This is a genomic window from Candidatus Brocadiaceae bacterium, from assembly GCA_012728835.1.
In the GTDB taxonomy this organism is placed as follows: domain Bacteria; phylum Planctomycetota; class Brocadiia; order SM23-32; family SM23-32; genus JAAYEJ01.
Genome location: JAAYEJ010000012.1, coordinates 46,399 through 71,977, shown reverse-complemented (window position 1 = coordinate 71,977; position 25,579 = coordinate 46,399). Strand labels below are relative to the sequence as shown.

The following is a 25,579-nucleotide window of genomic DNA, read 5'->3' as shown; positions in this document are numbered from 1 at the left end:
GGCGAAGGCCGCCAGCTCTTCGTGTTTGCGTTCACACGTCATCTCGTTGTGCTCCCTGATCGTGGTTCAACGCGAGGGCCAGAGCGGCGCGGGCGCGGTGGATGAGCGCCTTGACCGTGCCCATGGGCGCCTGGAGCGCCTCGCTGACCTCCCCGTACGTCATGCCCTCGAACGCGTAGAGTGCCAGGGCCTCCCTCTGCCGCTCGGGCAGGGCACGCACGGCCTCATGGACCGCCCGCATTCCCTCATCCCATTCGAGCAGTTCGGGCGCGGCCGGAGCCCCGGAAGCGCTTTCGTCCGGGAAGTCGCCGTCGGCCGCCAGCACGCGTCTCCGCAGCCGTTCGGAGTGGAGCCGGTTGAGGCAGAGGTTCCGCGCGATGCGCATCAGCCACGGGCGGAAACGGCCGCGGGGGCTGTACGCACGGGCCGAACGCGCCACCGCGAGGAAGGTATCCTGCAGGACGTCCTCGGCGTCGTTGCGGCCATTGAGCATGAGACAGGCGAAATGGTAGACGTCGACGTGGTGACGGTCGAACAGCGCGTCGAACGCATCGAGGTCGCCCTCGCGGAACATCGCCAGCAGTTCATCGTCGGACGGCCCGTCCACGTGCCCCTCCCGGTTTCTGGAAGCGCCTCGCGGCCTCACTATCTATAACAGATGGCAGCGCGAGATGTTGCAGGAGCCGGATTCGGCAGGGTCAGACGAGGCACTCAAAGAGGCGGCGGGAGCGGGCATCCAGCCTTGTGATGTCGACGCGGTAACGGTTGCCGTCGACGTCCGGGATGAGCAGGGTCGCGTCGTCCTGCTCCTCGATGGCGTCCCGGGCGCCGCGCACAAGGGAGCGAGGGCCCGCCAGGCCCCGCATCGCGCGCGTCGGCCGGATGTGGCTGTACGTCAACCGCGGGATCGGCATGGAAGGCCGCTCCGCGCCGCGCGTCCGTTTCTGTACCGCCCCCGAAGCGACGGTGCTCGAACTGACGGCGAAGGCGCTTAGAGCTTGCGCACGACGCCGATGACGGGACCGTAGACGACGACCTCGGGCGAGTTCTTGTCGACGGCGATGTCGTCGTACTCGGGGTTCTCGGACTTCAGCCGCATCTGGCCCCTGCTGATAAAGACGCGCTTGACGGTGGCCTCGTCGCCGATGCCGACCGCGGCGATGGCGCCGTTCTGCACGCGCTCCTTGCTGTCGACGATCACGTAGTCGCCCGAGAGGATGCCGGCGCCGATCATGCTCTCGCCTTCCACCTGGAGGGCGAAGGTGCCCTCATCGGGGCGGAAGAGCCCGGTCGTGGAGAGGGAGCCTTCCAGGTTCTCGACGGCCAGGATGGGCGAGCCGGCGGCGATGCGGCCGACGATGGGGATGCCCTGCGGCGAGAGTTCCTCGCGGATCTCGATGTTACGCGCCTTGCGGCTGCGACGGCGGATGTAGCCCTTGCGCTCGAGGGCGTCCAGGTGATCGGTCGCCGCCTTCGGGCTGCGGAAGCCGAAGCGGTCGGCCACCTCGCGAACCGTCGGGGGGCGGTTGTCCGCCCGCATCACCTCGCAGATAAAGTCGAAGATCTCCCGCTGCCTGTCCGTCAGCGCTCGTGTCATGGTTCGTCCGCCTCGATCAGGTTCACCGGGACACGCCGAGTCCGGGTCGGCGCGCGGGCGAATTCATCTCCACAAATGTATCATACCCAAACGGACATCCCCTGTTCAAGAGTAGGCCGTTCCGAAAGCGAACGCGGACCGGACGGCAGGGGCGTTCCCAGCGTCCGTGGCCGACAGGCTGGTGATGTGTCGGAGAGCTAAGTCCTTGCATCGCAATGACTTGAACGTCAGAGGGAGGGTGCCCGCCCTGTCCGGTCATTGCGCCTTGCGGCCTGGCATGGGTCTTGTTGCCGTTGCCGGTTGCCGTCCGGCCTCGCCCCGGGTGCTTGCCAGACGATCAGGGGAACCGTCGATGCGCGGGCAGTCCGGGCACTCTTCTTGTGTGGCACAGGCGCCCCGCCCCCCCGCCGCGGCGGGCAGGCCCCGGCGGGCGGCTGGTCCACAGTCTTCTGCGGGCTGATAGGGCTTGAACCGGTCCGGCCGGCGAGGTATGCTTGGACTGTGTTGCCGGGGGGCCGCTGGTCGCCCGGCGAGGGGACCGGGGGGGTGAGTTCGCACAGGCCAGCCCGGACCGGACTCCGAGCCGCGGCGGACCTGGCCGAGGGCCCTGTTCACTCATTGCGAGGAGGTTGTACGATGAAGCGTTTCGCGCTAGTGCTGGGATTGGCCGGTCTGCTGGCTGTCGCCGTCGGCTGCACATACCCGACGGGCGCCATCATTGCCCCCGTGCAGATGACGCGCAGCCCGGTGGCCGTCGGCGATACGTCCATGGGCACCGAGAACCTCAAGCGGGGCGTGGCCATGAGCGAGGGGATCATCCTGCTGGCCCGCGGCGATGCCTCGATCGAGGCGGCCATGAAGAACGGTCAGATCACGCAGATCCATCACGTCGACTCCGAAGAGACGAACATCCTGGGCATCTACTGCACGTACACGACCATCGTGTACGGCAGGTAGCGGCCCGGTCGGCAAGTGACGCGGGGCACGCCGCGCCGTTCGCCGGCGCGGGTGCCCTGCTCTCTTGTACGCAGCCGTCAGCGCCGTATGCGCCGCTCCCAGTCGTACTCCCGGTCCGTCACGATGCCCTCCATGCGGCGGATTCGGCGGTCCAGGCGGTCGAAGCTCGCCTTCAGCCTGTCCACGGCCATGCGGCGCGAGCCGGCAAAGGAGCTGTAGAACTCCGCATCCCCCGCCGTCTCCAGCGGCACGACGGGCTCCGGCTTCATCAGCACCCCCGCCAGGAAGTAGACGAGCAGCATCGGCCAGACGGTGGACAGCAGGGTGAGGATGATCACGATCAACCGAACCACCAGAACCGAACACTGCATGTAGCGGGCCATCCCCTTGCAGACGCCCAGGATGAGGCCGTCCCGCGCGCGGTACGGCCCGGTGCGTCGCTGCCAGTCATTGACGTTCATGCGCCTCTTCCTTTCCTTCGCTCTCCAGGAGCAACGTCTCCAGCGCCTCGACGCGCTCCTCCATCTTGCGCAGTCCGCTGTAGATCTCCTGGATCATGCGCGTCTCATCGGCCGTGTCCCTGCGCCCCCGCCCCGAGCGCATCAGGAGCGCCACCCCGATCGCGATCAGGATCAGCAGGGGAATGAGGAAGAACAGAATCACGGCAAGTACGCTGACCGACCGAGACTCCATTCCGATCCCCAGCGGCATGGCCAGTCCCAGCGTTTGCATCGTCCGGCCTCCTTCTGCGTGTTCCAGCTACTCGGGCGCCGTCCGGTTCTTGAGCCCCTGAAGCTCCTGCTCGATCTCCTCGTCGGTCTCGATCTCGGCGAAGCGCTCTTCGAGGGCCGGCTTGCGGTGCGCGTTCACGAGGTCGGCCTCGGCCTCCATACGCTCGATGCGGTTCTCGAACTGCTCGAACCGGACGAACGCGTCGCTGGTGTCGACGCGGCGGATGTCCTGCTCGACGCGCTTCTTGCCCCGGGCGTGCACGTGCCGCTGCACGAGCACCCGCTGCTTCTCGCGCGCACAGGCCAAGCGCTCCTCCAGCTGCATTATATCGTCCTGGTACTGCTGCACCAGCCCCTGGAACTGCGTCAGCTCCCGCTCCAGGGCCTCGGCGCGCTCGCGGTAGCGCCGCTTCTCGACCAGGGCCTCGCGGGCCAGGTCGTCGCGCCCTTTCTGCACAGCCAGGGCCGCCTTCTCGCCCCACCGGTCGGCGTAGGACTGGACCTCGTCGCGGGCGCGCTCCGTCTTTTTGCAGGCGGCCATGGCGCCGGCGCAGGACGCCTTGATCTCGACCAGCGTGTCCTCCATCTCCTGGATCATCAGCTTGATGAGCTTCTCAGGATCCTCCGCACGCTCCAGCATGGCGTTGATGTTGGAGCTGATGATGTCCCGCAGTCGGCTGAAGATACCCATCTCCCGTCCCTCCTTCTGAGCATCGGTGAATGCCGCTCCTGGGGGCGTCCCTGAGCAATACGGATGCCAGAGAAAACACACACATCGCAAGTGATTTGAAGCCAAAGACTTGCGCATGCCCCCACCGGGCGGCCCCCTTGCGTTTCGTGGTGATTTCCGCTACAATCAGGTCAGTTAGCCCTCTAAATGGTCCATTCGCGCATGAAAGACACGATGCCGGGAGGGGTTGAGCGCGTGGCCGAGGCCCTGGGGGAATCGGAGGCGTTCCTGGCGTTCCAGGAGCACCTTTCGGCTGCCGCCGGGGTCGACCGCCCCCTGCTGATCGTCGGCGAGCGCGGCACGGGCAAGGAGCTGGCCGCCCGCCGCCTCCACTACCTCTCGGGCCGGTGGCAGGGCCCGCTGGTGACGCTCAACTGCGCCGCCCTTTCGCCGAACCTGATCGAGACGGAGCTGTTCGGGCACGAGGCAGGCGCCTTCACGGGCGCCGGCGCCCGCCGGGCCGGCCGGTTTGAGGCGGCGGACGGCGGGACGCTCTTCCTGGACGAGATCGCCAACACGCCGCTGGAGGTGCAGGAGAAGATCCTGCGCGTCGTCGAGTACGGGGCCTTTGAGCGCGTGGGAAGCGCGCAGAAGGTCGAGGTCGACGTCCGAATCGTCGGCGCCACGAATGTCGATCTGGCCGAACGTGCCCGGCGGGGCCTGTTCAAGCGGGACCTGCTGGACCGACTGTCGTTCGAGGTGCTCTTCCTGCCGCCGCTGAGGGCGCGCGCGGGCGACGTGGCACTGCTGGCCGGGCATTTCGCCGCCCGTATGGCCCATGAACTGGGTCGGGACGAGGTGCCCGAGTTCGACGCGGGCGCCCTCGCCCGGCTCGAAGCCCATGCCTGGCCAGGCAACGTGCGGGAACTCAAGAACGTCGTGGAGCGCGCCGTCTACCGCGCCGATTCGCCCGTCATCCACACGATCGACTTCGACCCGTTCCGCTCTCCTCACGCGCCGGCGTCCGACCGCGCCGAACCGGCCGCCGAGCCGTCCGAAACGCCCCCCTCCGCCCCGGCCTCCGGCAAGCCGTTCGCGGAGGCGGTGCGGGAACTCGAAGTGCGCCTGCTTCGGGAGGCGCTGGAGGGCGCGCGCTTCCACCAGCGCCTCGCCGCCGAGGCCCTGGGCCTGACCTACCACCAGTTCCGCGGCCTCTACCGCAAGTACAGGGACGAGTTGTAAGGGGGGGGAGCCCGTCCGAACGGCCGCTTCTGCCTGTGCTCCGTCGGCTGAGCACGTTCGCCCGAGCCACGGCCAGATCCCTCGGGCCGCCTGAGCGGCCCTCGGGATGACATCCTCATGGGGCCGTGCAGTTGAGGAGCCGCCGCATGCCCTCCAGCACTCCGCGGTGCAGCGCCATCGCCCGTTCGCCCGCCCCGTTCGCCCGCTGTTTTCGTCGTGCTCGTCGTGTCGTCGTGGTTCAACGGCGGATCTGCGGCAAACGCAGCGGCGTTTGCACGTTGAGCCCGCCCCCGGGCGGGCGGCAGGTCGTTTGGCCCAGCGCGTGAGCGCTGGGTACCCTGCGCGCTATCAGGCCGAGCGCCCGCAGGGCAAGGCCGCCACGACTCCTCTGAGACGCCGCGCGCCCACGCCGATTCTGCCGACCCCAAGATGTTGCGAAAGGGCCTCTTGACGCTACCATACGTTATCGTATAGCATAATCCACTATAGACCGAGGGGAGTGACATGCGCGTCTGGCTGGCTCAGTTGCGGAAGGGGCTTGTGGAACCCTGCGTCCTGGGAGCGTTGCGGCAGGGCGAGGCCTACGGCTACCAGATTCTGCAGCGTCTTGGCGGCGCAGAGTCCCTCGGGATCAGCGAGAGCACGGTCTACCCGGTCCTGGCCCGATTGGCGGCGCAGAAGCTCGTGCTTGTGCGGGAGGCACCCTCCCCCAACGGTCCGCCGCGCCGCTACTACCGTCTGACCCCGGCGGGCCGGGCCCGCCTGGCGCACATGACGCTCTGCTGGCAGCAGGTGGCTTCTGTGGTCAACGAACTGCTCAAGGAGGGATAAAATGGCGGGCAGTGAGAATCGCTCGGACCCCGAACACCTCATCACAGAGCACCTCGAAACAATCGACAGGGCCCTCGCCGCCCGCGGCATGCCGCTTACGGAACGCCGTAGCGTGACCGGCGACGTGGAGGCACAGATCCGCGACATGCTTGAAGAGCGCGCCGGCGATGAGCCCACTACAGCCGACGTAGAGGCGGTTCTGGGGATGCTGGACGCGGCGGAGTCCTACGTCGAGGATGGGCAGGCGGCAACCGACGAGAGTACACCGACCACCGGTGTTCGGCCTTCGCGCCTTTCCCGTGTGGCGGTTGTGGGCGCAGCCTGGGCTCCGTTCACGTTTGTCATGTTGCTCCTGTGGCTCGTCGCTGTGCCCGTAACGGGCCCCCACGGTAGTCCTGCACCCGGACCAGCCTGGTGGCAGATCGCGGCATTGGTAGTGCTGTTGCCGCTCGGCTCTCTCGCCCCCTTTGCCACAACCATCTTGGGATGGATCGCCGTCGGTCAGATCCGGCGTTCGGCCGGACGGCTCCATGGGCTCGGGTTGGCACTCGCGGACGGCCTCCTTTTCCCGCTGCTGCTGCTCGACATACTCGTCTACATGTTCTGGCGTGTCGTCATCGCCGTGGCCGTCGCCTGGAAAACGCTGGGCATTGCCGCTTTGGGCAGGCCCCATTATGCGTCAGTTGACAGGAACCCCATGGTGGTTGTTGTTCTGGCGGCAATCACGTCGGTCGTCGTGGACTGGCTCATCGTTCGGTGGGCGTGGCGGAAGGTCGCGAGGAATGAAGGCGAGCGTTGAACCCGGGCCGGCTGCGCGTTGCGGGAGGGCGCCGCGTGCTTTAGGATGGGCGGATGACGCGGGCCGGGAGGCGCGGCGTGGACGACGTCGATGACAGGCCGGAGTCCGAGGAGTCGTATCGCGCGCTGCAGCGCCGGGCGGACCGCATCTGCTCGTTGATCGTGGCGAGCGACTACCCGGCCATCGACGTGGTGATCGAGATACGGAAGCTCCGGGAGTTCGTCGAGCGGAATTTCCCGGGGCGCGAACGGCTGTTCGATGTAATCTACAGGAGCCGTTTCCGCCGCCTGTGGAGTCAGTTCCGTTCGGACGCAGGCGGCCGGCTGGACGCCTGAGGGAGCGTTGACCCTCGCGAAGAAGGGAGAGACGGGATGCGCCGGAGCAAGATCGCTGTCATCTACCATTCGCAGTCGCTGGGCAACACGAAGGCCGCCGCCGAGCACGTGATCGAGGGGATCCGCTCGGCGGGCGATTTCGAGGTCGTCTCGTTCAACACCAACGACGGCCGCGTGGACCCCGCCATACTGGAGGAATGCGCCGGCGTCGCGTTCGGTGCGCCGGACTACTTCAGCTACCCTGCCGGCATGCTGAAGCAGTTCATGGACGACTGGCTGATCGCCAAGCGCAAGGGTAACGAGGAGCTGGAGGGCATCCCGGTCGCGCTGTTCGCCACGCACGGCGGCGGGGGGCGCATCAAGGAGCCGTTCGAGGGGCTCTTCCAGCGCGTCGGTCCCCTCGTGGCCGAGACGCTGATGATCAAGGGCGCCCCGGGCGAGGCCGAGGCGGAGGCCTGCCGGAAGCTCGGAGCCGAACTCGCCCGACGGGCGGCGCAGAGCCCGGCCTGATCGGGCTCAGAGGAGCCGCAGGGACAGGGCCGCCAGGAGCGCGGCGCCCGCGTACAGCCAGGGGCTGAGATCCACCAGCACGCCGCGGCGGCGCGCAGCCTCCCAACGCAGGCCGGGCGGCACGACCAGGTCGGCGCGGGCGGGCAGGCCGCCGGGCGCCGTCCACGCCCGCCCGCCGCCGCGGCGCGCCCATTCCGCCATGGCCTGCGGCCGTGCCCGACTCAGGGGCGGATCGCCGCCGGCGGGCGTCGCCCGGTCGACGCGCGCTCCGACCGGCGTCCCGACCGTCACGGTATGCACCACGGCACCCGCACGGCGCAGCGCCTCGAGGCCCTCGTCGGGCGCCGGCCCGTGGTCCTCGCCGTCGCTCACCAGGATGACGGCGCCTCCCTCGCGCTCCACCAGCGGGAGCGCCGCCTCCAGCCCGGCGGCCACGCAGGTGCCGGCCGGCATCCAGCCGACGGCCGCCTGGTCGAGGATGGCCAGGAAGGCCCGGCGGTCGTCCGTCGGCGGGCACACGACGGCGGCGGCCTCCCCGCCGGCCACCAGGGCGGCGCACGCATCCGGCACGAGCGCGCAGAGGTCGCGCACGGCGGCGCGGCCAGCCGCCAGGCGATCCGGCACGGCGTCCCGCGCCTCCATGCTGGCGGAGACGTCGAGGACGAACACGACGGGCGTCCCCGCCCGGGCATCGACGCCCGCGCCGAGGTAGCCGGGCCCGGCCGTCCCGGCGATCAGCAGCACCAGGGCCAGGAGCCGCGCCGCGCCCCGCAACGGATTGCCTGACAAGGACTTCGGCCCGCCGTAATGCTCACCGATGCGCCGGGCCTGCCGTGCCGCCTGCCCCCAGGCGAGCCACAGCAGGGGCACGAGCCCCAGACCGAGCAGGACGGTCGGGCTCTGGAAGGAGACGCTCGGCATGGGCCGCTCTAAGCGCCGGCGGGGGGAGCCGACTTCAGGATCTCCGTGCCGACGCCCTTGTCAGTGAAGATCTCCAACAGCAGCGAGTGAGGCAGACGTCCGTCGATGATGTGCGCCTTGCGGACCCCCGCATCGATAGCGCGCACGCAGGCGGCCACCTTGGGAAGCATGCCGCCCGAGATGACGCCGTCCCGGATCATCGCCTCCACCTGTTCCTCCGGAACGCTCGAGATGAAGGAGTCGGGGTTTCCGGGTTCGGTCATGATCCCGTGAACGTTGCTGAGGAAGACCAGCTTCTCTGCCTTGAGGGCGCCGGCCACGGCGGCGGCGGCGGTGTCGGCGTTGACGTTGTAGAGCTGGCCGCCCTCGTCCTGACCGATGGGGGGAAGGACCAGCACGCTGCCGTCGTCGGTCGCGTCCAGCATGGTCCAGAGGTCCACGTCGTGGACCTCGCCCACGAACCCGACGTCGATCTTCCGGGGCACGCCGTCGACGGTGGCGCGCATGAGCTTCCTGCGTGCGCGCAGCAGGCTGCGTCCGCCCGAGTAGCCGGGACGCGCACGGCCGCCCCATGCGCGGATGCGGCGGACGATGTCGGCGCTGATTTCTTCCGAGAGCACGCGCACGGCCACCTGCAGGGTTTCGGCATCGGTGACGCGATGGCCCTCGACGAACTTCGGCTCCAGCCCGGCCTGCTTCATCGCCTCGGATATCTGGGGGCCGCCCCCATGCACGACGATGGTGCGGATGCCGACCGTGGCCAGGAACACGATGTCGTGCAGGACGTCGTCAAGGACAGCGGCGCTCTCCATGGCGCTGCCGCCGAACTTGACCACGACGGGCCGGCGGGCGAACCGCCGGATGTAGGGCAGGGCTTCGATCAGGATGTCCGCTTTGCGGATGGCTTCGTCCATGGATGGGGCTTCCGGAAGAGGGTGGGTCGGGTGTGCTGCCGGCATTCTACCACGGCGCCGTGGTCGGTGCCACAGACATGACCATCGGAGGACGGCTTTTCCGTTTGACAGCATTGGGCGACCGCCTATAATGGCGGCGACAACCGGTTGCCCTGATGCGAGAAGGTCCAGAGATGGCGCGCAAGTGGGGATTCGCGGCCTGTACGGCGTTTGTTTTCTTTCTGCTCGCAACACCGAGCTTGGCCGCAGAGCCCGGTGCGGCCGCGAGCGACTCGGAAGCCGACCTGCGGGCCATCGACCCCGCCAGACACATCCGGCACCTGTCCGGTTACCAGAGCCGGTTCACGGGGTACCCCGGCTGCTACGAGGCCGGCCGCTACATCGCCGCCGAGTTCCGCGCGCTCGGGCTGGCCAACGTGACGGAAGAGCCGTTCCAGGTCGTTGTGCCCATCGTCCCGGACGACGAGCGCTGGGGCAAGCGCATTCCGGAGGCGGAGCGCGGCGAGCGCCCCTCGCACGGGGCCACCCTGACGGTCGGCTCCCGCGAGCTTCCCCTCTACTGCCTCTTTCCCAACTATGTTCGCACCCCCATGACCGGGCCGGACGGAATCACCGGGAATCTGGTGTGGGTCGGCCCGGGACACTTGAGCGACATGAACAAGAAGGAGATCCGCGGCAACCTGGTGCTGATGGATTTCGCTTCGGACACGCGGTGGGTGAACGTGGCCAAGGCCGGGGCGGCGGGCATCATCTTCGTCCAGTCGCCGCATGCGTTCCGCATCGACGCCGAACAAAAGTACATGGACCTTCCGGTTCCGGTCCCGCGCTACTACATCCAGAAGGCGCAGTTGCCGGCCCTGGCCGCGGCCCTGTCGGGGCGCGCGGGCGAGACGGCCTCGGCCGACGAGGCTGAGGCGGCGCTGCACCGGCTGGGAACGCCGGAAGGCGCGTCGGTCCGGGCGACCGTACGGGCCCAGATGCGGTGGGAGGAGATGGACGTCTTCCGCATCAGCGGGGAGATCCCGGGCATCGATCCGCAACTGGCGGATCAGGCGCTGGTGGTGTTCACCTACTACGACGGGACCTCGGTCGTCCCCGCCCTCTGCCCGGGAGCGGAGAGCACCTGCGGCGTGGCGACCATGCTGGAGGTCGCCAGGTATCTGACGAAGCACCCGCCGCGGCGCAAGGTGAAGTTCATTGCCGCCCCCGGCCACTACCAGGCTCTCTCGGGCGTGCGCGACTACGCGTTCCGCACCATGTACCCCCGCCGAAGCGGCCCCAACGCCTCGGCCGGCCAGGCCACGGGCGAGCCGTACTTCTTCATCGGACTGGACCTCTCCAGCCGGCACAACAGCCTGGGGTCCTTCTACAAGGGCAATTTCTACGACCAGTTGACGCTGAGCTGGAGCAACCAGGAGATTGATCTCCAGCGGGCCTACGCCGAGTACAGCAGCCTGCTGACGGAGTGGATGAACGGGCTGTCCGTCCGCGGCGGCCCGGTCGGGACTCTGAAGTACTTGAGCGGCATCGTGCCCCAACAGGGCCGTGACTGGCGGTCTCTGGTGCCCGACCTGATGGCCTTCGACAGCGAGGTCATCTCGCTGTGCGGCTACCCGGGCATCACGCTGGCGACGGCCGGCGACCCCCGCAACAGCGTCAACACGCCGCAGGACACCTACGAGGAGTTGGAGCCGTACCTCGACAACGTCCGCCGGCAGGCCATCGCCTGCGCCCACCTGATCAAGAGCACGGCCGACATCCCCGTGCTGCCCATCCAGCGCAAGGACATCTGGAAGCAGCGCAAGATCGGGAGCATCTTCGGCTTCACCATTGAGCTGGCCCTCCTGGCCTACATGCCGAAGACGCCCATCCCGAACGCCACCGTGGCCGTCAGCATGCTGGCCCCGACCCTGACCAGCCGCTCCAAGAGCATGATGGGCGTCTCGACGCTGGACTTCCGCATCAGCAACGTGCAGGGCCACTTCGAGGTCTTCGGGCTGGTCGACGCCCAGACGTTCCGCGTCGACGGCTTCGCCCTGTCGCCCACGGACGGCGTCGTCAGCAAAGTGGCCCAATCCGAGCTGGTGGCGGCCTCGGCCCGCGCGCGGGAGGCCGACTGGACCGAACGAGAGACGGACGTTCGGATGAACTTCTTCCGGGCCGTCTGCAACACCATCTTCGACCTGATCGACCCGCTGTCCCTGGCCACGCTCGGCCGCACGATCGCGGTCCGGGGCGAATCCAACAGCGAGTTCCAGCCCGACGAACTGGTCTCGTTCGTCGGCCAGCAGACCGTCGACGATCCCTTCAGCAAGCCGCTGGCCGTCTACTTCACGCGCCGCGACCGCAACGTGAAGTACCTCATGGCGGCCACCGCCGTCGGCAACGAGGGGCTGCTGCTGAACTACCAGGACCAGGTGACCGAGCAGGAGCGCAGCAAGCGGGAGAAGACGGGCATCGGGTACCGTGCCGACCAGACCGAGAACTTCATCTACCTGACCGGGCTTCAGACCGTCCAGGACATGCACAGCCTCGACGCCCACCGCATGGACCGGCTCACGCAGAGCGGCATCTACAAGACGCGGGTCTGGGAGCTGTACGACCAGGCCGAAGCGCACATCCACAACGCCCGCCGCGAGATGGGCGCCGGGAACTACGACACCTTCTACGACAACGTGAACATGGCCTGGGCGCTGGAGAACCGCGTCTACCCGGACGTGCGCGACACGGCCACGGACGTCGTCAAGGGCGTGGTCTTCTACTTCGCCCTGCTGCTGCCGTTCGTCATCTTCGCCGAACGCCTGCTGCTGAACGTGGTGGACATCCGCAAGAAGCTGCTGGCCATCGCCTGTCTGTTCGTGCTCTCCTACATCGTCCTGCGGCTCGTACACCCGGCCTTCCAGCTCTCCGAGACCCCCATCATCATCCTGGACGGCTTCTTCATGCTGGTCGCCGCCCTGGGCGTAATCTGGTACCTGCTGGCGAAGTTCAACATCGTGATGGAACACCTGCGCCAGAAGGTCGACATGATCCACCGGGCCGACGTGGCCCGCGCCAGCGCGACGATGGCGGCCTTCATCCTCGGCATCTCCAACATGCGCAAACGCAAGGTGCGCACCGGGCTGACGGCGGCCACGCTGATCCTGCTGACGTTCACGATCCTGTCGTTCACCAGCTTCGAGACGATGCCCACGCGCATGCTGGAGTACGCCTCGCCGCGCGAGGCCCCGTATGAAGGCGTGCTGCTGCGCGGCCTCGGCTGGGGGCCGCTGCCGGAGTTCGTGGCCTACGACATGATGAACTTCTTCCGCGTGCGCGGCATGGACGTCGCCCCGCGCAGCTGGTTCGTCAACCGGAAGAAGACCGAGGAGCTTCAGATCGAGATCTCGCGGGTCGGCGGCGAGGGCGAGGCGGTGGCCAACGCCATCCTCGGCCTCACGCCCGAGGAAGCGCAGTTCTCCGGCATCCACACCCCGCAGTACCTCAGCCACGGGTGGTTCGACCGGTCGGCTCCCGACTGGCCCTTCGTCTGCATCGTGCCGACGCGCATGAAGGAGAACCTGCGCCTCGAGGACTCCGACATGGGCCGGGCCTACATCAGCGTCATGGGCCGGCAGTTGCGCGTGATCGGCTCGATCAACAGCGACGAGCTGTTCCGCTACGAAGACGTCGATGACGAGGAGATCACCCCCGTCGACTTCGTCGCCCAGCAGTACCGCGAAGGCCAGACCGGCACGGCCGCCGGGAGCGGCGGGCTGGCCCTGAGCGCCACCGGGGAGATGGACGTAGAGACGTTCGTCCACCGCAAGTCCGCCCAGCAGGAGGAAGAAGAGCAGTACGTGCACATGGAGCCGGACCGCGTGCTCTTCATCCCGAACGAGCTCAACCTGAAGCTGGGCGGCACGGTCCGCTCCATCGCCGCCGGACCGGGCCGCACGGGCGCCACCTCGCTGCGTCCGTTCCGGCAGGTGCTCCAGGAGCTCCTCAGCCGCGTGAACCTGGCGCTGTATGCGGGCTACAGCAAGACGCCGGGCGGCACGCCGCAGGTGCATCGCGTGGCCACGCGCGCCCGCCTGAGCATGGGAGGGCTCAAGGGCCTGGTCGTGCCGATCATGATCGCCGCGCTCATCGTGTTCAACACGATGCTCGGGGCCGTCTACGAGCGGATCGGCGAGATCAAGACCTACGCCTCGGTCGGGCTCGCTCCGGTGCACATCGGCGCGCTGTTCTTCGCCGAAAGCTGCGTGTTCGCCGTCATGGGCGCCATGCTGGGATACCTGCTGGGCCAGGTGATCAGCCGGGGGCTCGTCCACGTGCCCGCCCTGATGGAGGGCATCTCGCTGAACTACTCCAGCGTCAGCGCCGTGTGGTCGGCCCTGGCGGTGGTGGTCGTCGTGCTGCTCTCGACGGCCTACCCCGCCCGCATGGCCGGCAAGCTGAGCGTGCCGGACGAGACGCGCCGGATGACGATCGCCAAGCCGACCAGCGACGTCTGGGAGATCTGGTTCCCGTTCACGGTCAGCTCCCATGAGGCGCTCGGCGTGATCTCCTACCTCTACGAGTATTTCGAGAGCAACGACGAAGACGCGGTGGGCAGTTTCACCTCGGCCGACCTGGCGTTCTACGAGGAGACGGTCGAAGGCTCCCGACGCATCTCCATGGAGGCCACCGTCTGGGTGGCGCCTCTGGACATGGGCGTGAGCCAGAGCGTCAAGATATCCAGCGTGCCGGACGCCGAACAGCCCGACATCACGTATCTGTACTTCGTTCTGACGCGCAAGAGCGGCGAGTTCCAGACCTGGCACCGGATGAACCTGGGATTCCTCAAGGACCTGCGCAAGCAGTTGCTGATCTGGCGCCTGGTCACGACCGACGCCAAGAAGCGGCTGACCGCCGAGGGCCGGGCGCGCCTCAGCGGGCAGGCCGTTCAGACGAGCTGAATGCCGGCCGCCCCCGCCGGGGCGGCCGCTGGGCCATGAAAACGGACCGGAGCATAGGCGACCAATGGCTGGCGGCGAAGACTATCTGAAGATACGCGAGGAGCAGGAAGAGCCCACGGCATTCGCCGACGGATTCGGCATCAAGGCCATCCTGGCGGGCCTGTTCGTCGCGTTCGTCGTCATGCCCGGCTCGATGTTCATGTTCCTCATGCTCGGCCAGCAGCTCGGGCAGCCGGCCGTCTGGGTCACCCTCATCGTCTTCCTGGAAATCGCCAAGCGCTGCCGCACGACGCTGAGCCGCCAGGAGATGTTCGTCATCTACAGCGTGACCTTCAGCGTGCTGGGCGCGGCCATACCGAACCTGTGGATGAACACGTTCGTGGGGATGACGTACTTCGTCCGCAGCGATGCGGCGGTCCAGTTCGAGATCGCCAACCAGATACCGTTCTGGAAGGCACCGCCGCCCGGCAGCGAGGCGTTCATCCAGCGGTCCCTGCTGCACAGGGACTGGTGGCCGCAACTGGGGCTGCTCGCCCTGTTTACGATCTGGGGGCGCCTGAGCTTCTTCAGCCTCGGGTACGCCGTCTTCCGCCTGACCAGCGACGTCGAGCGCCTGCCCTTCCCGATGGCGCCCATCGCCGCCAAGGGCGTGACGGCCCTTGCCGAGAGCGACGAGGAGACGTGGCGGTGGCGCTGCTTCTCGATCGGCAGCACGGTGGGCATCGTCTTCGGCCTGATCTACGTGGCGATTCCCCCGCTCTCGGACGTCTTCCTGCGCAAGCCGCTCTACCTGATCCCCGTGCCGTTCTACGACTTCACCACCAAGCTCCAGAATGTGGGGTGGTTCCGCGCCGTGCCTCTGGCCATCGGCACGAACCTGGCACTGATCTTCTCCGGCTTCGTGCTGCCCTTCTGGATGGTCGTGGGCAACTTCTGCGGCGGCGTGCTCGGGCGGCTGATCCTCAACCCCATCCTCTACCGCATCGGCATACTGAACATGTGGCAGCCCGGCATGGACTACATCGAGACGGGCCTGGCCAACCAGTTCGACTTCTGGCTGAGCTTCTCGATCGGCACGGCCGTGGCCATCGCCCTGCTGGGCTTCTACGCCGCCTTCAGCCAGGCCATCAAGGCCCAGGCCGCACGGTCCGCCACCAGCGGCGGGTCGCTGGCACCCCCCAAAGGCCGGGGCGACGTGCCCATCCCGGTGGCCGTGCTGTTCTACATCGCCGGCACGCTCTGGATGATCATGCTTTGCCACTGGCTGGTGCCCAAGTTCCCCGTCTGGCTGCTGCTCCTGTTCGGATTTGTCTGGACGCCGATGATCTCCTACGTCAGCGCGCGCCTGCACGGTCTGACCGGCCACGCCGTGGGCATCCCCTACGTTCGCGAGGCCGCCTTCGTCCTGAGCGGCTACAAGGGCGTGGACATCTGGTATGCGCCGGTGCCCATGGGCGACCAGGGCGGCAGCGCCCTGCACTTCCGTGAGGTGGAACTGACGGGCACGAGGTTCACGAGCATCTTCAAGGCGCAACTTCTGATGGCGCCGATCGCCGTCGTCGCCGGCCTCCTGTTCTGGTCCTTCCTCTACAAGATCAGCGACATCCCGGAGGACTACCCGAACGCCATGCGGTTCTGGCCGCGCGACGCCACCATGACCGCCTTCTGGATGACGGCCACGACCACGGGCAACGCTTTCTTCCTCAAGGCCCTCAACTGGCGCGTCATCGGCTGCGGCACCGGCTATGCCGTGGCCATGTACACGTTCCTTCGCCTCATCGGAGCCCCCACGCTCTTCCTCTACGGAACGATCACCGGGCTGGTCGGCGACCCCGCCTGGGCCGCACCCATGCTGGCCGCCGCCCTGCTGGGCCGGTTCTACATGCAGAAGGTCTTCGGCCGCCAGCGCTGGGGCAACTTCACCCCCGTACTTGCCGCCGGCTTCGCCTGCGGCACCGGCCTTGTGGGGATGGGAGCCGTGGCCATCCTCCTGATCCACAGAGCCATCACCATGGTGCCATTCTGACAGTCGAGTCCCCACAATGAGCGAAGCAAGCCGCATCGAGCAGGAACAGCAGACCCCCACGCTGCGGGAGGCGGCCACCGGTCCGCTGCTTCCCCGGTGGTTCACGGTCCCCTTCTACGTCATCTTCGTGCCCTTCTGCATCTACAGCGTCCTGCACATCTCGTTCTCGGTGGTGACGCAGGCCCGACTGCGGGCGGCGATTCGCGACCTGCGCGGCAGCCTGGGCGCCGAGGCGGTCGATCTGCAGAGCGACACGGGGCGCCGAGCGATGGAGGTGCTGCAGCGCCGGCCGATGCTCTCCTTCCTCTATGTGAACCAGGAACTCCTGCAGAACGAGGAGGACGACCCCCGGATGGCCCGTGCTCTGGCCCTCCGCAAGGCCGTCGAGTGGCGTGTCACCTCCGCCCGCCGCAGCCTCGTAGGAACCCTCCTGGCCAGCATGTCCGCCGACGGCACGCTGCCCCCTGAGTTCGCACTGAGCGACGAGGATCGCCAGGTGCTGGACGACATGATCGCGGAACGCCGGGCCGACGCCGAGATGACGTACGTCGAGAACCAGATCACCGAAGTGCTCGTCTGGGTCGCCGAAGGACGCCCGGGCCGGGCGGCCGGAACCGAACGCCGCCGCCTGACGGCACTCCAGGAGCAACTGCGCAAGAGGGTGTTCGTGGGCGCCGAGGCGTCGGCCCTCCGGGCGCTCATCGAGGAATCCTCCGCGGCCTCCGAACCCGTTCGCCGCCAGGCCGTCGGGAAGTTCGTGGACATGCTGGCCGACCGCCCCGCCAGCCTCTCCGACGAGGAGGCATCCTACTGCACCGCCGAGGCCGATCGCATGGAGGCGGCGTATAAGGACGGCATGACGAGACTGGCACAGGCCGGCCGCCTGGTCGTCGACGACATCACCCGCCTCATGGCCGAGGGCAAGCGCCTGGACCATCCGCACATCTACCAGTACCTGAGCCTGCTGAGCCACCGATTCGACAGGGTGCGGGAGTTGACGGCCGAGGGCGCCTGGCTGCTCCGGCACAACCAGTTCACGATCCGCTTCCTCTCCTACTTCGCCACCAAGACCACGATCAACCCCTTCATGGCCGTCGAGACCCTGCGCCTCACCCGCGAGGAGAACGAACGGGAGATGCGCCGCGCCAACGTGCGCCGCATGCGGCTGGCTGTGGACCTGCTCGGCCGAATCGGAGCGGACTACGCAGCCCGGGAGGGCGAGTACGACCTGTCCGTCCCGAATCCCACCGAGTTCGTGCACCGGCAGATCGCCAGTGCGCTGACGGAGGTGAGCGAAGAGGAATCCATCGCCGACGTCGTCGCCGAAGCGCTCTCCGCCCTGCGTGCGGCCGATGCAGCGCGCTCCGACGGCCCCCTCTACGGCCCGATCCTGGACAGGTAGCGCCTACGAGGCGGGCGGCGGCGGCTCCCCTTCGTCTTCGTCGCTCCCCTGTGCAAGCCCGCCGACCACGCCCGTCTCCCACCCTCCTTTGAGGAACAGGAAGACCGACAGCAGCGCGCCGGCGACGTTGCCGGCGACCATCCCGAGGTAGGCCCCTACGCTGCCCAGGTGCAGCCAGAAGGCCAGCATCGCCCCCGCCGGAATCCGCACGCCGAACACCCGCACGAACGAGATGGCCATCACCGGACGCGTGTGGCCGGACCCGTAGAACGCCGCCATCAGCACCATCACCACCCCGAAGAAGTAGGTCGACGCCGGCACGATCCGGAAGAACCGGCCGCTCTCGGCGATGACGTCCGCGTCCTGGATGAAGATGCGCGCCACCCACTGCCCCCGGAGCATCAGGAAGGCCGTGGGCGCCAGCAGGATCAGGGCCATCGTGATGACGCTCATCCGCACGGCGCGGCGCGCCAGCGCCACCTTGCCGGCCCCCAGGGCCTGCCCCACGATCGGTGCGGCCGCGTGCGCCACACCGTGCATGGGGGCGTCGAAGAAATGCAGCACCTGAAAGCCGATGGTGAAGGCCCCCACCACGGCCGTCCCGAAGCTGTTGATGATCGTCTGGAAGATGGCCAGGCCCACGGAGTTCATTGCGGACCCGACGCCGGCGGGCACGCCCACGGCGATGATCCGGCCGATCAGCGTCCAGTCGGGCACGAACTCGGCCAGTCCAACGTGCAGCCCCGCCCGGCCCCGGCGCATGCAGACGTAGCACCCGAACGCACTCAGAACCTGCCCGATCGCACTGGCCAGAGCGGCCCCCCGCACCCCCAGAGCCGGCAGCCCGCCCCAGCCGAAGATCAACACCGGATCCAGGGCGAAGTTCAGCAGGTTCGTCGCGCCCACGATCACCACGGCCGTGATCGTGTCGCCCAGCGCCCTGAGGACCGACGCATACGCCATCGAGAAAGCCATGAACGGCAGGCCGGCAATGAAGATGCGCAGGTAGGCGGAGGCGGACGCCACCACACCCGGGGGCACCCGCATGAGCCGCAGAATCCCCGGCGCCAGCAGGACGATGGGCAAGGCAGCCAGCACTCCCATCGCGCTGAGCAGAAGCAGCGTCTGGCCGGCCGCGCGGTCGGCCCGGCGGTGCTCTCCCGCCCCGGTAAACTGCGCCACAAGCGCCGTGCCGCCCATGCTCAGCCCGAACCCGAGCGAGACGGCAATGAACAGAACCGGCCGCACGACGCCGGGCGACGCGACGGCCACCACGCCCTTGCCCTCGCCCAGCCGGCCCAGCCAGAACGTATCGGCCATGCTGTAGAGCGACTGCAGCACGATGCCCAGCACCGTCGGCCAGGCCATGCGCACCAGGTGCCCCATCAGGGGGCCTGATGTCAGGTCGATCTTCTCGGTCCGTCCGGTCTGTCCCGCAGCCATGGCGAAGTCGCCAGTATGGGGCCTCGGCAGGCGAGATTCCAGTTGACGGACCGGACCGTGCCGCTGTTTGACCCGACGGGGCTTCCCGGGTATCGTGGAGCGTTCCCCACATTCCTGTGTAGACTGTCCGGGAGGCGGAATGGACCTTCAGTTCTTCGGCGCCGTCGGCACGACGACGGGCTCGATGCACCTTCTCACCGTCGACGGCAAACGCATACTGCTCGAGTGCGGGCTCTACCAAGGCAAGCGCAAGGAGGCCTTCGAGCGCAACCGTGAGATCCCGCTGGACTGCTCGTCCATCGACGCATGCGTGCTCTCCCATGCACACATCGACCACAGCGGCAACCTCCCCTCCCTGCTCCGGCGGGGCTACCGGGGCCCGATCTTCGCCACGCCCCCCACGCGGGGCCTGTGCGAGATCATGCTGGCGGACTCGGCTTACCTGCAGGTTCAGGACGTCGCGTACGTCAACCGCAAACGCCGGCGCCAGGGCAAGAACCCGTTCGAGCCGCTCTACACACCCGAGGACATACCGGCGGTCCTCGAAGCGTTCCGGACGGTCCCCTACGGAAAGCCGCAGGAACTGACCTCGCGGGTGACGCTCACGTTCCACGACGCGGGGCACATCCTGGGCTCGGCGTTCGTGCAGCTCGACGTGCGCGAGAACGGCACGACGCGCCGGCTCTTCTTCACCGGCGACATCGGGCGACGCGCCATGCCCATCATCCGCGACCCGCACGTGCTGCACGACGTCGACGTCCTGATCACCGAAAGCACCTACGGCAACCGCCTGCATCCGGCCCGCCAGGACGTCAAGGCCACGCTGGGCGCGCTGTGCGAACAGGTGCGGCACGACCGCGCGCGGCTGATCATCCCCGCCTTCAGCGTCGGTCGCACCCAGCAGATCGTCTACTTCCTCAGCGAGCTGTGCCGGGAAGGCGGCATGGGCGAGATCCCCGTGTTTGTCGACAGCCCCCTGTCGACCAAGGCCACTGCCGTACACCGGCGCCATCCCGAATGCTATGATGAGGAAGCCGCCGCCCTTCTGCAGAAGGGAGAGGACCCCTTCCGCTTCCCCACCCTCACGTACACGGAAGACGCCGAAGAGTCCAAGAAGCTCAACGACATGTCCGGCCCCGTCATCATCGTCTCCGCCTCGGGCATGTGCGAGGGCGGCCGAATCCTGCACCATCTGAAGCACTCCGTCGGCGATGAGCGCAACGTCATCCTGATCGTCGGGTACCAGGCCCGGCACACGCTGGGCCGGCGGCTGGTCGAGCGGCAGAGCCCCGTCAGGATATTCGGCGAAAGCTACGACCTGCTGGCGCAGGTGCACACCATCAACGCCCTGAGCGCCCACGCCGACCGAAAGGAGATGGGCGACTACTTCGCGGAGATGGGCCCAGAGGTAGACAAGGCGTTCGTCGTCCACGGTGAGGACGAGGCCGCATCGACGCTGGCTGCCGACCTGCAGAAGATGGGCGCCCGGGAGGTCGTGCTGCCCACGGAGCAGGAGACATACTCCGCCTGAAGCACGGCGGCGGAAGATGGCCTCTCGACGCATGCGCCGTCGGACGTGTGCCTTGCACCCGGCGTCGGGACGCGATAGTATGCTGACTCCTTGTCACTACACCTGCAGCCGATTGCCCGGCAGGAGGGACAACTGCCCGTGAGTACGCCAATGCGGATCATCCTGAGGGAAGACGAGATCCCTCGCCAGTGGTACAACATTCAGGCGGACATGCCCAACCCGCTGCAGCCGCCGCTGAACCCGGCGACGGGCAAGCCGGTGTCCCCCGAGGACCTGGCCCCCATCTTCCCGATGAACCTGATAGAGCAGGAGGTAAGCCAGGAGCGCTGGATCGACATCCCCGAGCCCGTCCTGGAGAAGCTCGCGCTCTGGCGGCCCAGCCCCCTGCACCGCGCAAAGGCCCTGGAAGAGGCCCTCGGCACGCCGGCCCGCATCTACTACAAGAACGAGGGCGTCAGCCCCCCGGGCAGCCACAAGCCGAACACCGCCGTCGCCCAGGCCTACTACAACAAGGTCTACGGCATCAAGCGCATCACCACCGAGACCGGCGCCGGCCAATGGGGGAGCGCCCTGGCCATGGCGTGCGCCCTGTTCGGACTCGAGTGCAAGGTGTTCATGGTCCGCATCAGCTTCGACCAGAAACCCTTCCGCAAGCTGCTGATGGCCGCGTGGGGCGCCGAGTGCGTGGCCAGCCCCAGCACGGAGACCAAAGCGGGCCGGGCCATCCTGGCCAGGATGCCGGACACGCCGGGCAGCCTCGGCATCGCTATCAGCGAGGCGGTCGAGCAGGCGGTGATGTCGGAAGACACCCGCTACTCGCTCGGCAGCGTGCTCAATCACGTGCTCCTGCACCAGACGATCATCGGCGAAGAGGCCCTGAAGCAGATGGCCCTGGCCGGCGACTGGCCGGACGTGGTCATCGGCTGCGCCGGCGGCGGCTCCAACTTCGCCGGGCTGTCCTTCCCCTTCATCCGGGAGAAGATCGCCGGCAAGGAGGTCCACATCCTGGCCACCGAACCGGCGGCCTGCCCCACGCTCACGCGCGCCCCGTTCGTCTATGACTTCGGCGACACGGCGAAGATGACGCCCCTGCTGCCGATGTACTCGCTGGGGCACGACTTCGTGCCGCCCCCCATCCATGCCGGGGGGCTGCGCTACCACGGCATGGCGCCGCTGGTGAGCCAACTGGTCCGCGACGGACTGATCGAGGCGCGCGCCCTGCACCAGTTGGAGTGCTACGAGGCGTCCGTCCTGTTCGCGCGCACCGAGGGCTTCCTGCCCGCCCCGGAGACGTCCCATGCCATCGCGGCCGCCATCCAGGAGGCGAAGAAAGCCAAGGAAGAGGGCAAGGAGAAGGTGATCCTCTTCAACTGGTCGGGACACGGCATGATGGACATGGCCGCATACGATGCCTTCTTCCAGGGCAAGCTGCAGGACATGGCGCTTCCCGAGGAGATCCTCAAGGAGTCGCTCAGCGGCCTCGAAGGCCTGCCGAAACCCCGCTGACCCAACGAGACGGCGCGCGTTCTTTCAGGAGTAGAGTCATGGCCGACGGGAAAGACACACTGGCCCTTCTGGGCGGACCCAAAACGGTGACCCTCGACGCGGGCGACGCCTTCGTCTGGCCCATCGTGACCGAAGAAGACGAGCAGGCCGTGCTGGGTGTCCTGCGCGACCGCGCGATGAGCGGCACGGCGATCACGAAGCAGTTCGAGCAGGAGTTCGCGCAGTGGATCGGGGCGCCGTTCGCCCTGGCCTATCCCAACGGCACCGAGTCGCTCCGCGCCGCCATGTGGGCCTGCGGCGTGGGAGCCGGCGATGAGATCATCTGCCCCAGCATGACCTACTGGGCCAGCGCCGTGCCCGCCCTGTCGCTCGGCGCGGCCGTCCACTTCTGCGACATCCTGCCGGACACGCTCTGCATCGACCCCGACGACATCGAACACCGTATCGGCCCCCGCACGCGGGCCATCGTGGTCGTCCACTACTGCGGCTATCCCTGCGAGATGGACCGGATCATGGCCATCGCGCGCAAGCACGGCGTGAAGGTCATCGAGGACGTCTCGCACGCCCAGGGCGGGCTCTACAAGGGCCGGATGCTCGGCACCATCGGCGACGTGGGCGCCATGAGCATGATGGCCGGCAAGAGCTTCGCCATCGGCGAGGCCGGCATGCTCGTCACCAGCGACCGCGCCATCTACGAGCACTGCATCGCCTACGGCCACTACGAACGGACCGGCGGCTACTCGCGCTGGAACCCGGTCGATCCGCAGGTCACCGACCCCGAACTGAAGAAGTTCGCCGGAATCCCGCTCGGCGGCTTCAAGCACCGCATGAACCAATGGTGCTCCGCCATGGGACGCGTCCAACTGAAGTACTACCCCGCCCGCATCGCCGAGGTCCAGGCCGCACTGAACCGCTTCTGGGACCTCCTGGACGGCGTGCCCGGCATCCACGAGCACCGGCCGCCGAAGGACTCCGGCTCGACGATGGGCGGCTGGTACTACGCCCGGGGCTGCTACCGGGCCGCGGAACTCGACGGACTCTCCTGCGCGAAGTTCACCGAGGCCGTCCGCGCCGAAGGCGTCGGCGCGTGCAATGCCGGCGCCAACTTCGCGCTGCACCTGCATCCCGTCTTCCACGAGGCCGACCTGTTCCGCATGGGCAAGCCGACGATGGTCTCCTTCGGCCAGCGGGACCTGCGCCAGGGACGCGGCGCGCTGCCCGTCTCCGAATCCATCAACGAGATCGCCTGCGGCATCCCGTGGTTCAAGAAGGACTATCCCGAACTGATCGCGCAGTACGCCGCCGCCTACCGCAAGGTGGCGGAAAACGCCGACCGAATCCCGCGCGACGAACAGGCATAGCGGCGACGCCACAGCTCCGGAGTTGCCATGGCCCGCAGGCGCAAGGACATCCTGCTTCTGGCCGATCCGTCCCGCAGCCGCATCGGGGAGGACCTCGATATCCTCTACCCCGGCCGGCTGGACCGGCTCGACTACACGAAGGAACGCATCACCTCGGCCTCGCTGGCGCCCTACGCCTGCGTCATCACGCAGGTCGCCCACGGCGTCCTGCTGCCCAAGCTCAACTACCGGGCCCTGACGGCCTATGCCCGCCAGGGCGGGCAGGTCCTGTCCTGCCTGCTGGAGTATTCCGAGAACCGCGGCCTGCGGCTGAGCAAGACGCACCTGCTCGATGCAGAACCCCCGGCTCTGCGGATCGAGGTCGAATGCGACGTGACCAGCGGCTTTGCGGTCGGCGACCGGATCGGCTGGTTCGGCTGCGTGGAGCGCACCGCCGACCTGCGCTACGAGAACCAGACGTTCCAGCGCCAGCTCTTCGGCGTGCGCGAGTCCGAGACCGTGCGCATCCTGGCCACCTCAACCGTGAACCAGGGCGCCGTCATGGTCGAGGAGAAGGTCGGAAAGGGCCGGATCGTGGCCCTCGACATGCTCTCGCCCGGCCGCCCGACGTTCAACAGCCACGGCTCGACCAACAAGTACCTGTTCCTGGCCAACATGCTGGGCAGCGGCGTGCGCTACGGCCGGAACTACCCGAAGCGCTGGAGCTACGAGGAGTTCGCCGACGCCATGGCGGACGTTGCGCGTGCGCACCCCGCGTTGACGCTCCGGAACGAGGGGCCCTCCAGCGACGGCCGGCCCATGTGGAGCCTCAGCCTGGGCCGGCAGGACAACCCCACGCTCTACGTCGGCGCCTCCATCCACGGCTGGGAGTGGGAGAACGCCTACGGCGTCCTGCGGCTGGCCGAGCTGCTGGCCGAACGCCCTGACCTCGAAGGGCTCGACACGTCTCGCCTGCACTTCCAGTTCGTGCCCATCCAGAACCCCTGGGGCCACGAGCACTTCACCCGCCAGAACTCGCGCGGCGTGGACCTGAACCGCAACTTCGACTGCGCCTGGGACGCCCTGCCCGAGGTCCAGGACGTCGCGACGCCCTGGGACTACAACTACAAGGGCCCCCGGCCGGCCTCTGAACGCGAGACGCTCGTCCTGCAGCGGATCCTGGACCGGTGCCGCCCCCTCTGCGCCATCGACTTCCACACGGCCGACTACGGCCTGATCCGCGCCCACAAGGGCGACCACGCGTTCGTCGACGACATCCATGCCAACATCCGCGCCCGGCTCAAGGACCGTTTCCTCTGCCAGAGGCCGGACTTCGGACCGTTCCAGCAGGTCAACATGGACGACATCACGAAGCCGTCGAGACAGATGCCCTACCTGATCGGCTACGCCGCCGAGGGCGGCACTCCGGCCGCGTTTGTGATCGAGATGTCCGGCAACCGCGACGGCATGCACGCCATCCTGATGAACACCGAGACGGTCGTCGAGATCGCCCTGGCCGCCGTGCAGGAATGCCTCCGCCGCATCGCCGGCCGCTGAGCGAAGAGACGGGGCCCCTATGATCGACGAGCACGACGCGCGGCGGCTGCGATGCCGCCGACTGGGCCACGAGGTCGCCTTCCGATACTGCCGCACACAGGAAGGCGACACCGTCTGCCCGCTGGTCCTGGACTGCTGGTGGGAGGTCTTCGACGTCGCCGGGTTCCTGCGCGAGCACCTGGAGCCGGAGGCGTTCGGCACGCTCGCCCGACGCGGCTTCCGGCCGAAGGTCGCCTCGCTGCTCGACCTCATCGAGCAGGCCCGCCGAAGCGCCGAAACCGCGCCGGACGCAGACGCGCCCGACGGCCCCCGCACCTCGTAGCCCCC

At 68.0% G+C, this 25,579-nt stretch carries 23 protein-coding genes; 14 read left to right on the top strand and 9 right to left on the bottom strand.

Translation table 11 applies throughout. From position 1 onward, the window contains the following. Positions 1–31 precede the first annotated feature (31 nt). The 3 genes from GXY85_01960 to lexA all read right to left on the bottom strand — a co-directional run bounded on the left by GXY85_01960 (position 32) and on the right by lexA (position 1,597). Positions 32–607: an RNA polymerase sigma factor gene (locus tag GXY85_01960; GenBank protein ID NLW49596.1), complete on the bottom strand. Its 576-nt coding sequence runs from the start codon at positions 605–607 to the stop codon at positions 32–34. Between the two features lie 91 nt (positions 608–698). After that, positions 699–914, bottom strand: coding sequence for a DUF1854 domain-containing protein (locus tag GXY85_01955; protein ID NLW49595.1), 216 nt, complete (start codon positions 912–914; stop codon positions 699–701). 77 nt (positions 915–991) lie between these two features. Then, positions 992–1,597: a repressor LexA gene (gene lexA, locus GXY85_01950; GenBank protein NLW49594.1), complete on the bottom strand. Its 606-nt coding sequence runs from the start codon at positions 1,595–1,597 to the stop codon at positions 992–994. Between the two features lie 636 nt (positions 1,598–2,233). On the opposite strand from lexA, the gene GXY85_01945 reads away from it, so the two are divergent. Beyond that, positions 2,234–2,554, top strand: a complete 321-nt coding sequence (locus tag GXY85_01945) for a TRL-like protein family (GenBank protein NLW49593.1) — start codon at positions 2,234–2,236, stop codon at positions 2,552–2,554. A gap of 77 nt (positions 2,555–2,631) precedes the next feature. On the opposite strand, the gene GXY85_01940 is transcribed toward GXY85_01945, so the two are convergent. The 3 genes from GXY85_01940 to pspA all read right to left on the bottom strand — a co-directional run bounded on the left by GXY85_01940 (position 2,632) and on the right by pspA (position 3,976). After that, entirely contained in the window at positions 2,632–3,015 is a 384-nt protein-coding gene (locus GXY85_01940; protein NLW49592.1) for a PspC domain-containing protein, read from the bottom strand. After that, complete coding sequence (locus GXY85_01935) at positions 3,002–3,247, bottom strand: phage-shock protein (GenBank protein NLW49591.1); 246 nt, start codon at positions 3,245–3,247, stop codon at positions 3,002–3,004. The genes GXY85_01940 and GXY85_01935 overlap by 14 nt, the downstream gene beginning before the upstream one ends. A 66-nt stretch (positions 3,248–3,313) precedes the next feature. Continuing rightward, positions 3,314–3,976, bottom strand: coding sequence for a phage shock protein PspA (pspA, locus tag GXY85_01930; GenBank protein ID NLW49590.1), 663 nt, complete (start codon positions 3,974–3,976; stop codon positions 3,314–3,316). 213 nt (positions 3,977–4,189) lie between these two features. Between pspA and pspF the strand changes: the two genes are divergently transcribed. The 5 genes from pspF (at position 4,190) to GXY85_01905 (ending at position 7,672) form a co-directional block, all read left to right on the top strand. Further along, positions 4,190–5,197, top strand: a complete 1,008-nt coding sequence (gene pspF / locus GXY85_01925; GenBank protein NLW49589.1) for a phage shock protein operon transcriptional activator — start codon at positions 4,190–4,192, stop codon at positions 5,195–5,197. Between the two features lie 504 nt (positions 5,198–5,701). Then, complete coding sequence (locus GXY85_01920) at positions 5,702–6,028, top strand: PadR family transcriptional regulator (protein NLW49588.1); 327 nt, start codon at positions 5,702–5,704, stop codon at positions 6,026–6,028. Position 6,029: 1 nt separating this feature from the next. After that, on the top strand, positions 6,030–6,827 hold the full coding sequence (locus GXY85_01915; GenBank protein NLW49587.1) for a hypothetical protein: 798 nt from the start codon (positions 6,030–6,032) through the stop codon (positions 6,825–6,827). Between the two features lie 77 nt (positions 6,828–6,904). After that, a complete protein-coding gene (locus GXY85_01910) occupies positions 6,905–7,162 on the top strand; it encodes a hypothetical protein (GenBank protein NLW49586.1) in 258 nt (85 codons plus the stop codon). A 36-nt stretch (positions 7,163–7,198) separates the two neighbouring features. Then, positions 7,199–7,672, top strand: a complete 474-nt coding sequence (locus tag GXY85_01905) for an FprA family A-type flavoprotein (protein NLW49585.1) — start codon at positions 7,199–7,201, stop codon at positions 7,670–7,672. Positions 7,673–7,678: 6 nt separating this feature from the next. On the opposite strand, the gene GXY85_01900 is transcribed toward GXY85_01905, so the two are convergent. Both GXY85_01900 and argB read right to left on the bottom strand, forming a co-directional pair. Continuing rightward, a complete protein-coding gene (locus GXY85_01900; GenBank protein NLW49584.1) occupies positions 7,679–8,593 on the bottom strand; it encodes a VWA domain-containing protein in 915 nt (304 codons plus the stop codon). Positions 8,594–8,601: 8 nt separating this feature from the next. Beyond that, positions 8,602–9,552: an acetylglutamate kinase gene (argB, locus tag GXY85_01895; GenBank protein NLW49583.1), complete on the bottom strand. Its 951-nt coding sequence runs from the start codon at positions 9,550–9,552 to the stop codon at positions 8,602–8,604. 194 nt (positions 9,553–9,746) lie between these two features. Between argB and GXY85_01890 the strand changes: the two genes are divergently transcribed. The 3 genes from GXY85_01890 (at position 9,747) to GXY85_01880 (ending at position 17,875) form a co-directional block, all read left to right on the top strand. Next, positions 9,747–14,447 (top strand): hypothetical protein, encoded by a 4,701-nt coding sequence (locus GXY85_01890; GenBank protein ID NLW49582.1) that lies wholly within the window; start codon positions 9,747–9,749, stop codon positions 14,445–14,447. A 64-nt stretch (positions 14,448–14,511) separates the two neighbouring features. Further along, positions 14,512–16,473 (top strand): peptide transporter, encoded by a 1,962-nt coding sequence (locus tag GXY85_01885; protein ID NLW49581.1) that lies wholly within the window; start codon positions 14,512–14,514, stop codon positions 16,471–16,473. Between the two features lie 16 nt (positions 16,474–16,489). Then, positions 16,490–17,875 (top strand): hypothetical protein, encoded by a 1,386-nt coding sequence (locus GXY85_01880; GenBank protein ID NLW49580.1) that lies wholly within the window; start codon positions 16,490–16,492, stop codon positions 17,873–17,875. A gap of 3 nt (positions 17,876–17,878) precedes the next feature. Here GXY85_01880 and GXY85_01875 read toward each other — a convergent pair whose 3' ends face one another. Beyond that, complete coding sequence (locus GXY85_01875) at positions 17,879–19,318, bottom strand: MATE family efflux transporter (protein ID NLW49579.1); 1,440 nt, start codon at positions 19,316–19,318, stop codon at positions 17,879–17,881. A 139-nt stretch (positions 19,319–19,457) separates the two neighbouring features. Between GXY85_01875 and GXY85_01870 the strand changes: the two genes are divergently transcribed. The 5 genes from GXY85_01870 to GXY85_01850 all read left to right on the top strand — a co-directional run bounded on the left by GXY85_01870 (position 19,458) and on the right by GXY85_01850 (position 25,574). Further along, positions 19,458–20,849, top strand: a complete 1,392-nt coding sequence (locus GXY85_01870; protein NLW49578.1) for an MBL fold metallo-hydrolase — start codon at positions 19,458–19,460, stop codon at positions 20,847–20,849. A gap of 150 nt (positions 20,850–20,999) precedes the next feature. Then, a complete protein-coding gene (locus GXY85_01865) occupies positions 21,000–22,355 on the top strand; it encodes a TrpB-like pyridoxal phosphate-dependent enzyme (GenBank protein ID NLW49577.1) in 1,356 nt (451 codons plus the stop codon). A gap of 38 nt (positions 22,356–22,393) precedes the next feature. Continuing rightward, the gene (locus GXY85_01860; GenBank protein ID NLW49576.1) at positions 22,394–23,716 is read left to right on the top strand and encodes an aminotransferase class V-fold PLP-dependent enzyme; all 1,323 of its coding nucleotides are present in this window, start codon (positions 22,394–22,396) and stop codon (positions 23,714–23,716) included. Positions 23,717–23,743: 27 nt separating this feature from the next. After that, the gene (locus GXY85_01855; GenBank protein NLW49575.1) at positions 23,744–25,252 is read left to right on the top strand and encodes a DUF2817 domain-containing protein; all 1,509 of its coding nucleotides are present in this window, start codon (positions 23,744–23,746) and stop codon (positions 25,250–25,252) included. 19 nt (positions 25,253–25,271) lie between these two features. Further along, entirely contained in the window at positions 25,272–25,574 is a 303-nt protein-coding gene (locus GXY85_01850; protein NLW49574.1) for a hypothetical protein, read from the top strand. Positions 25,575–25,579: the final 5 nt, after the last annotated feature.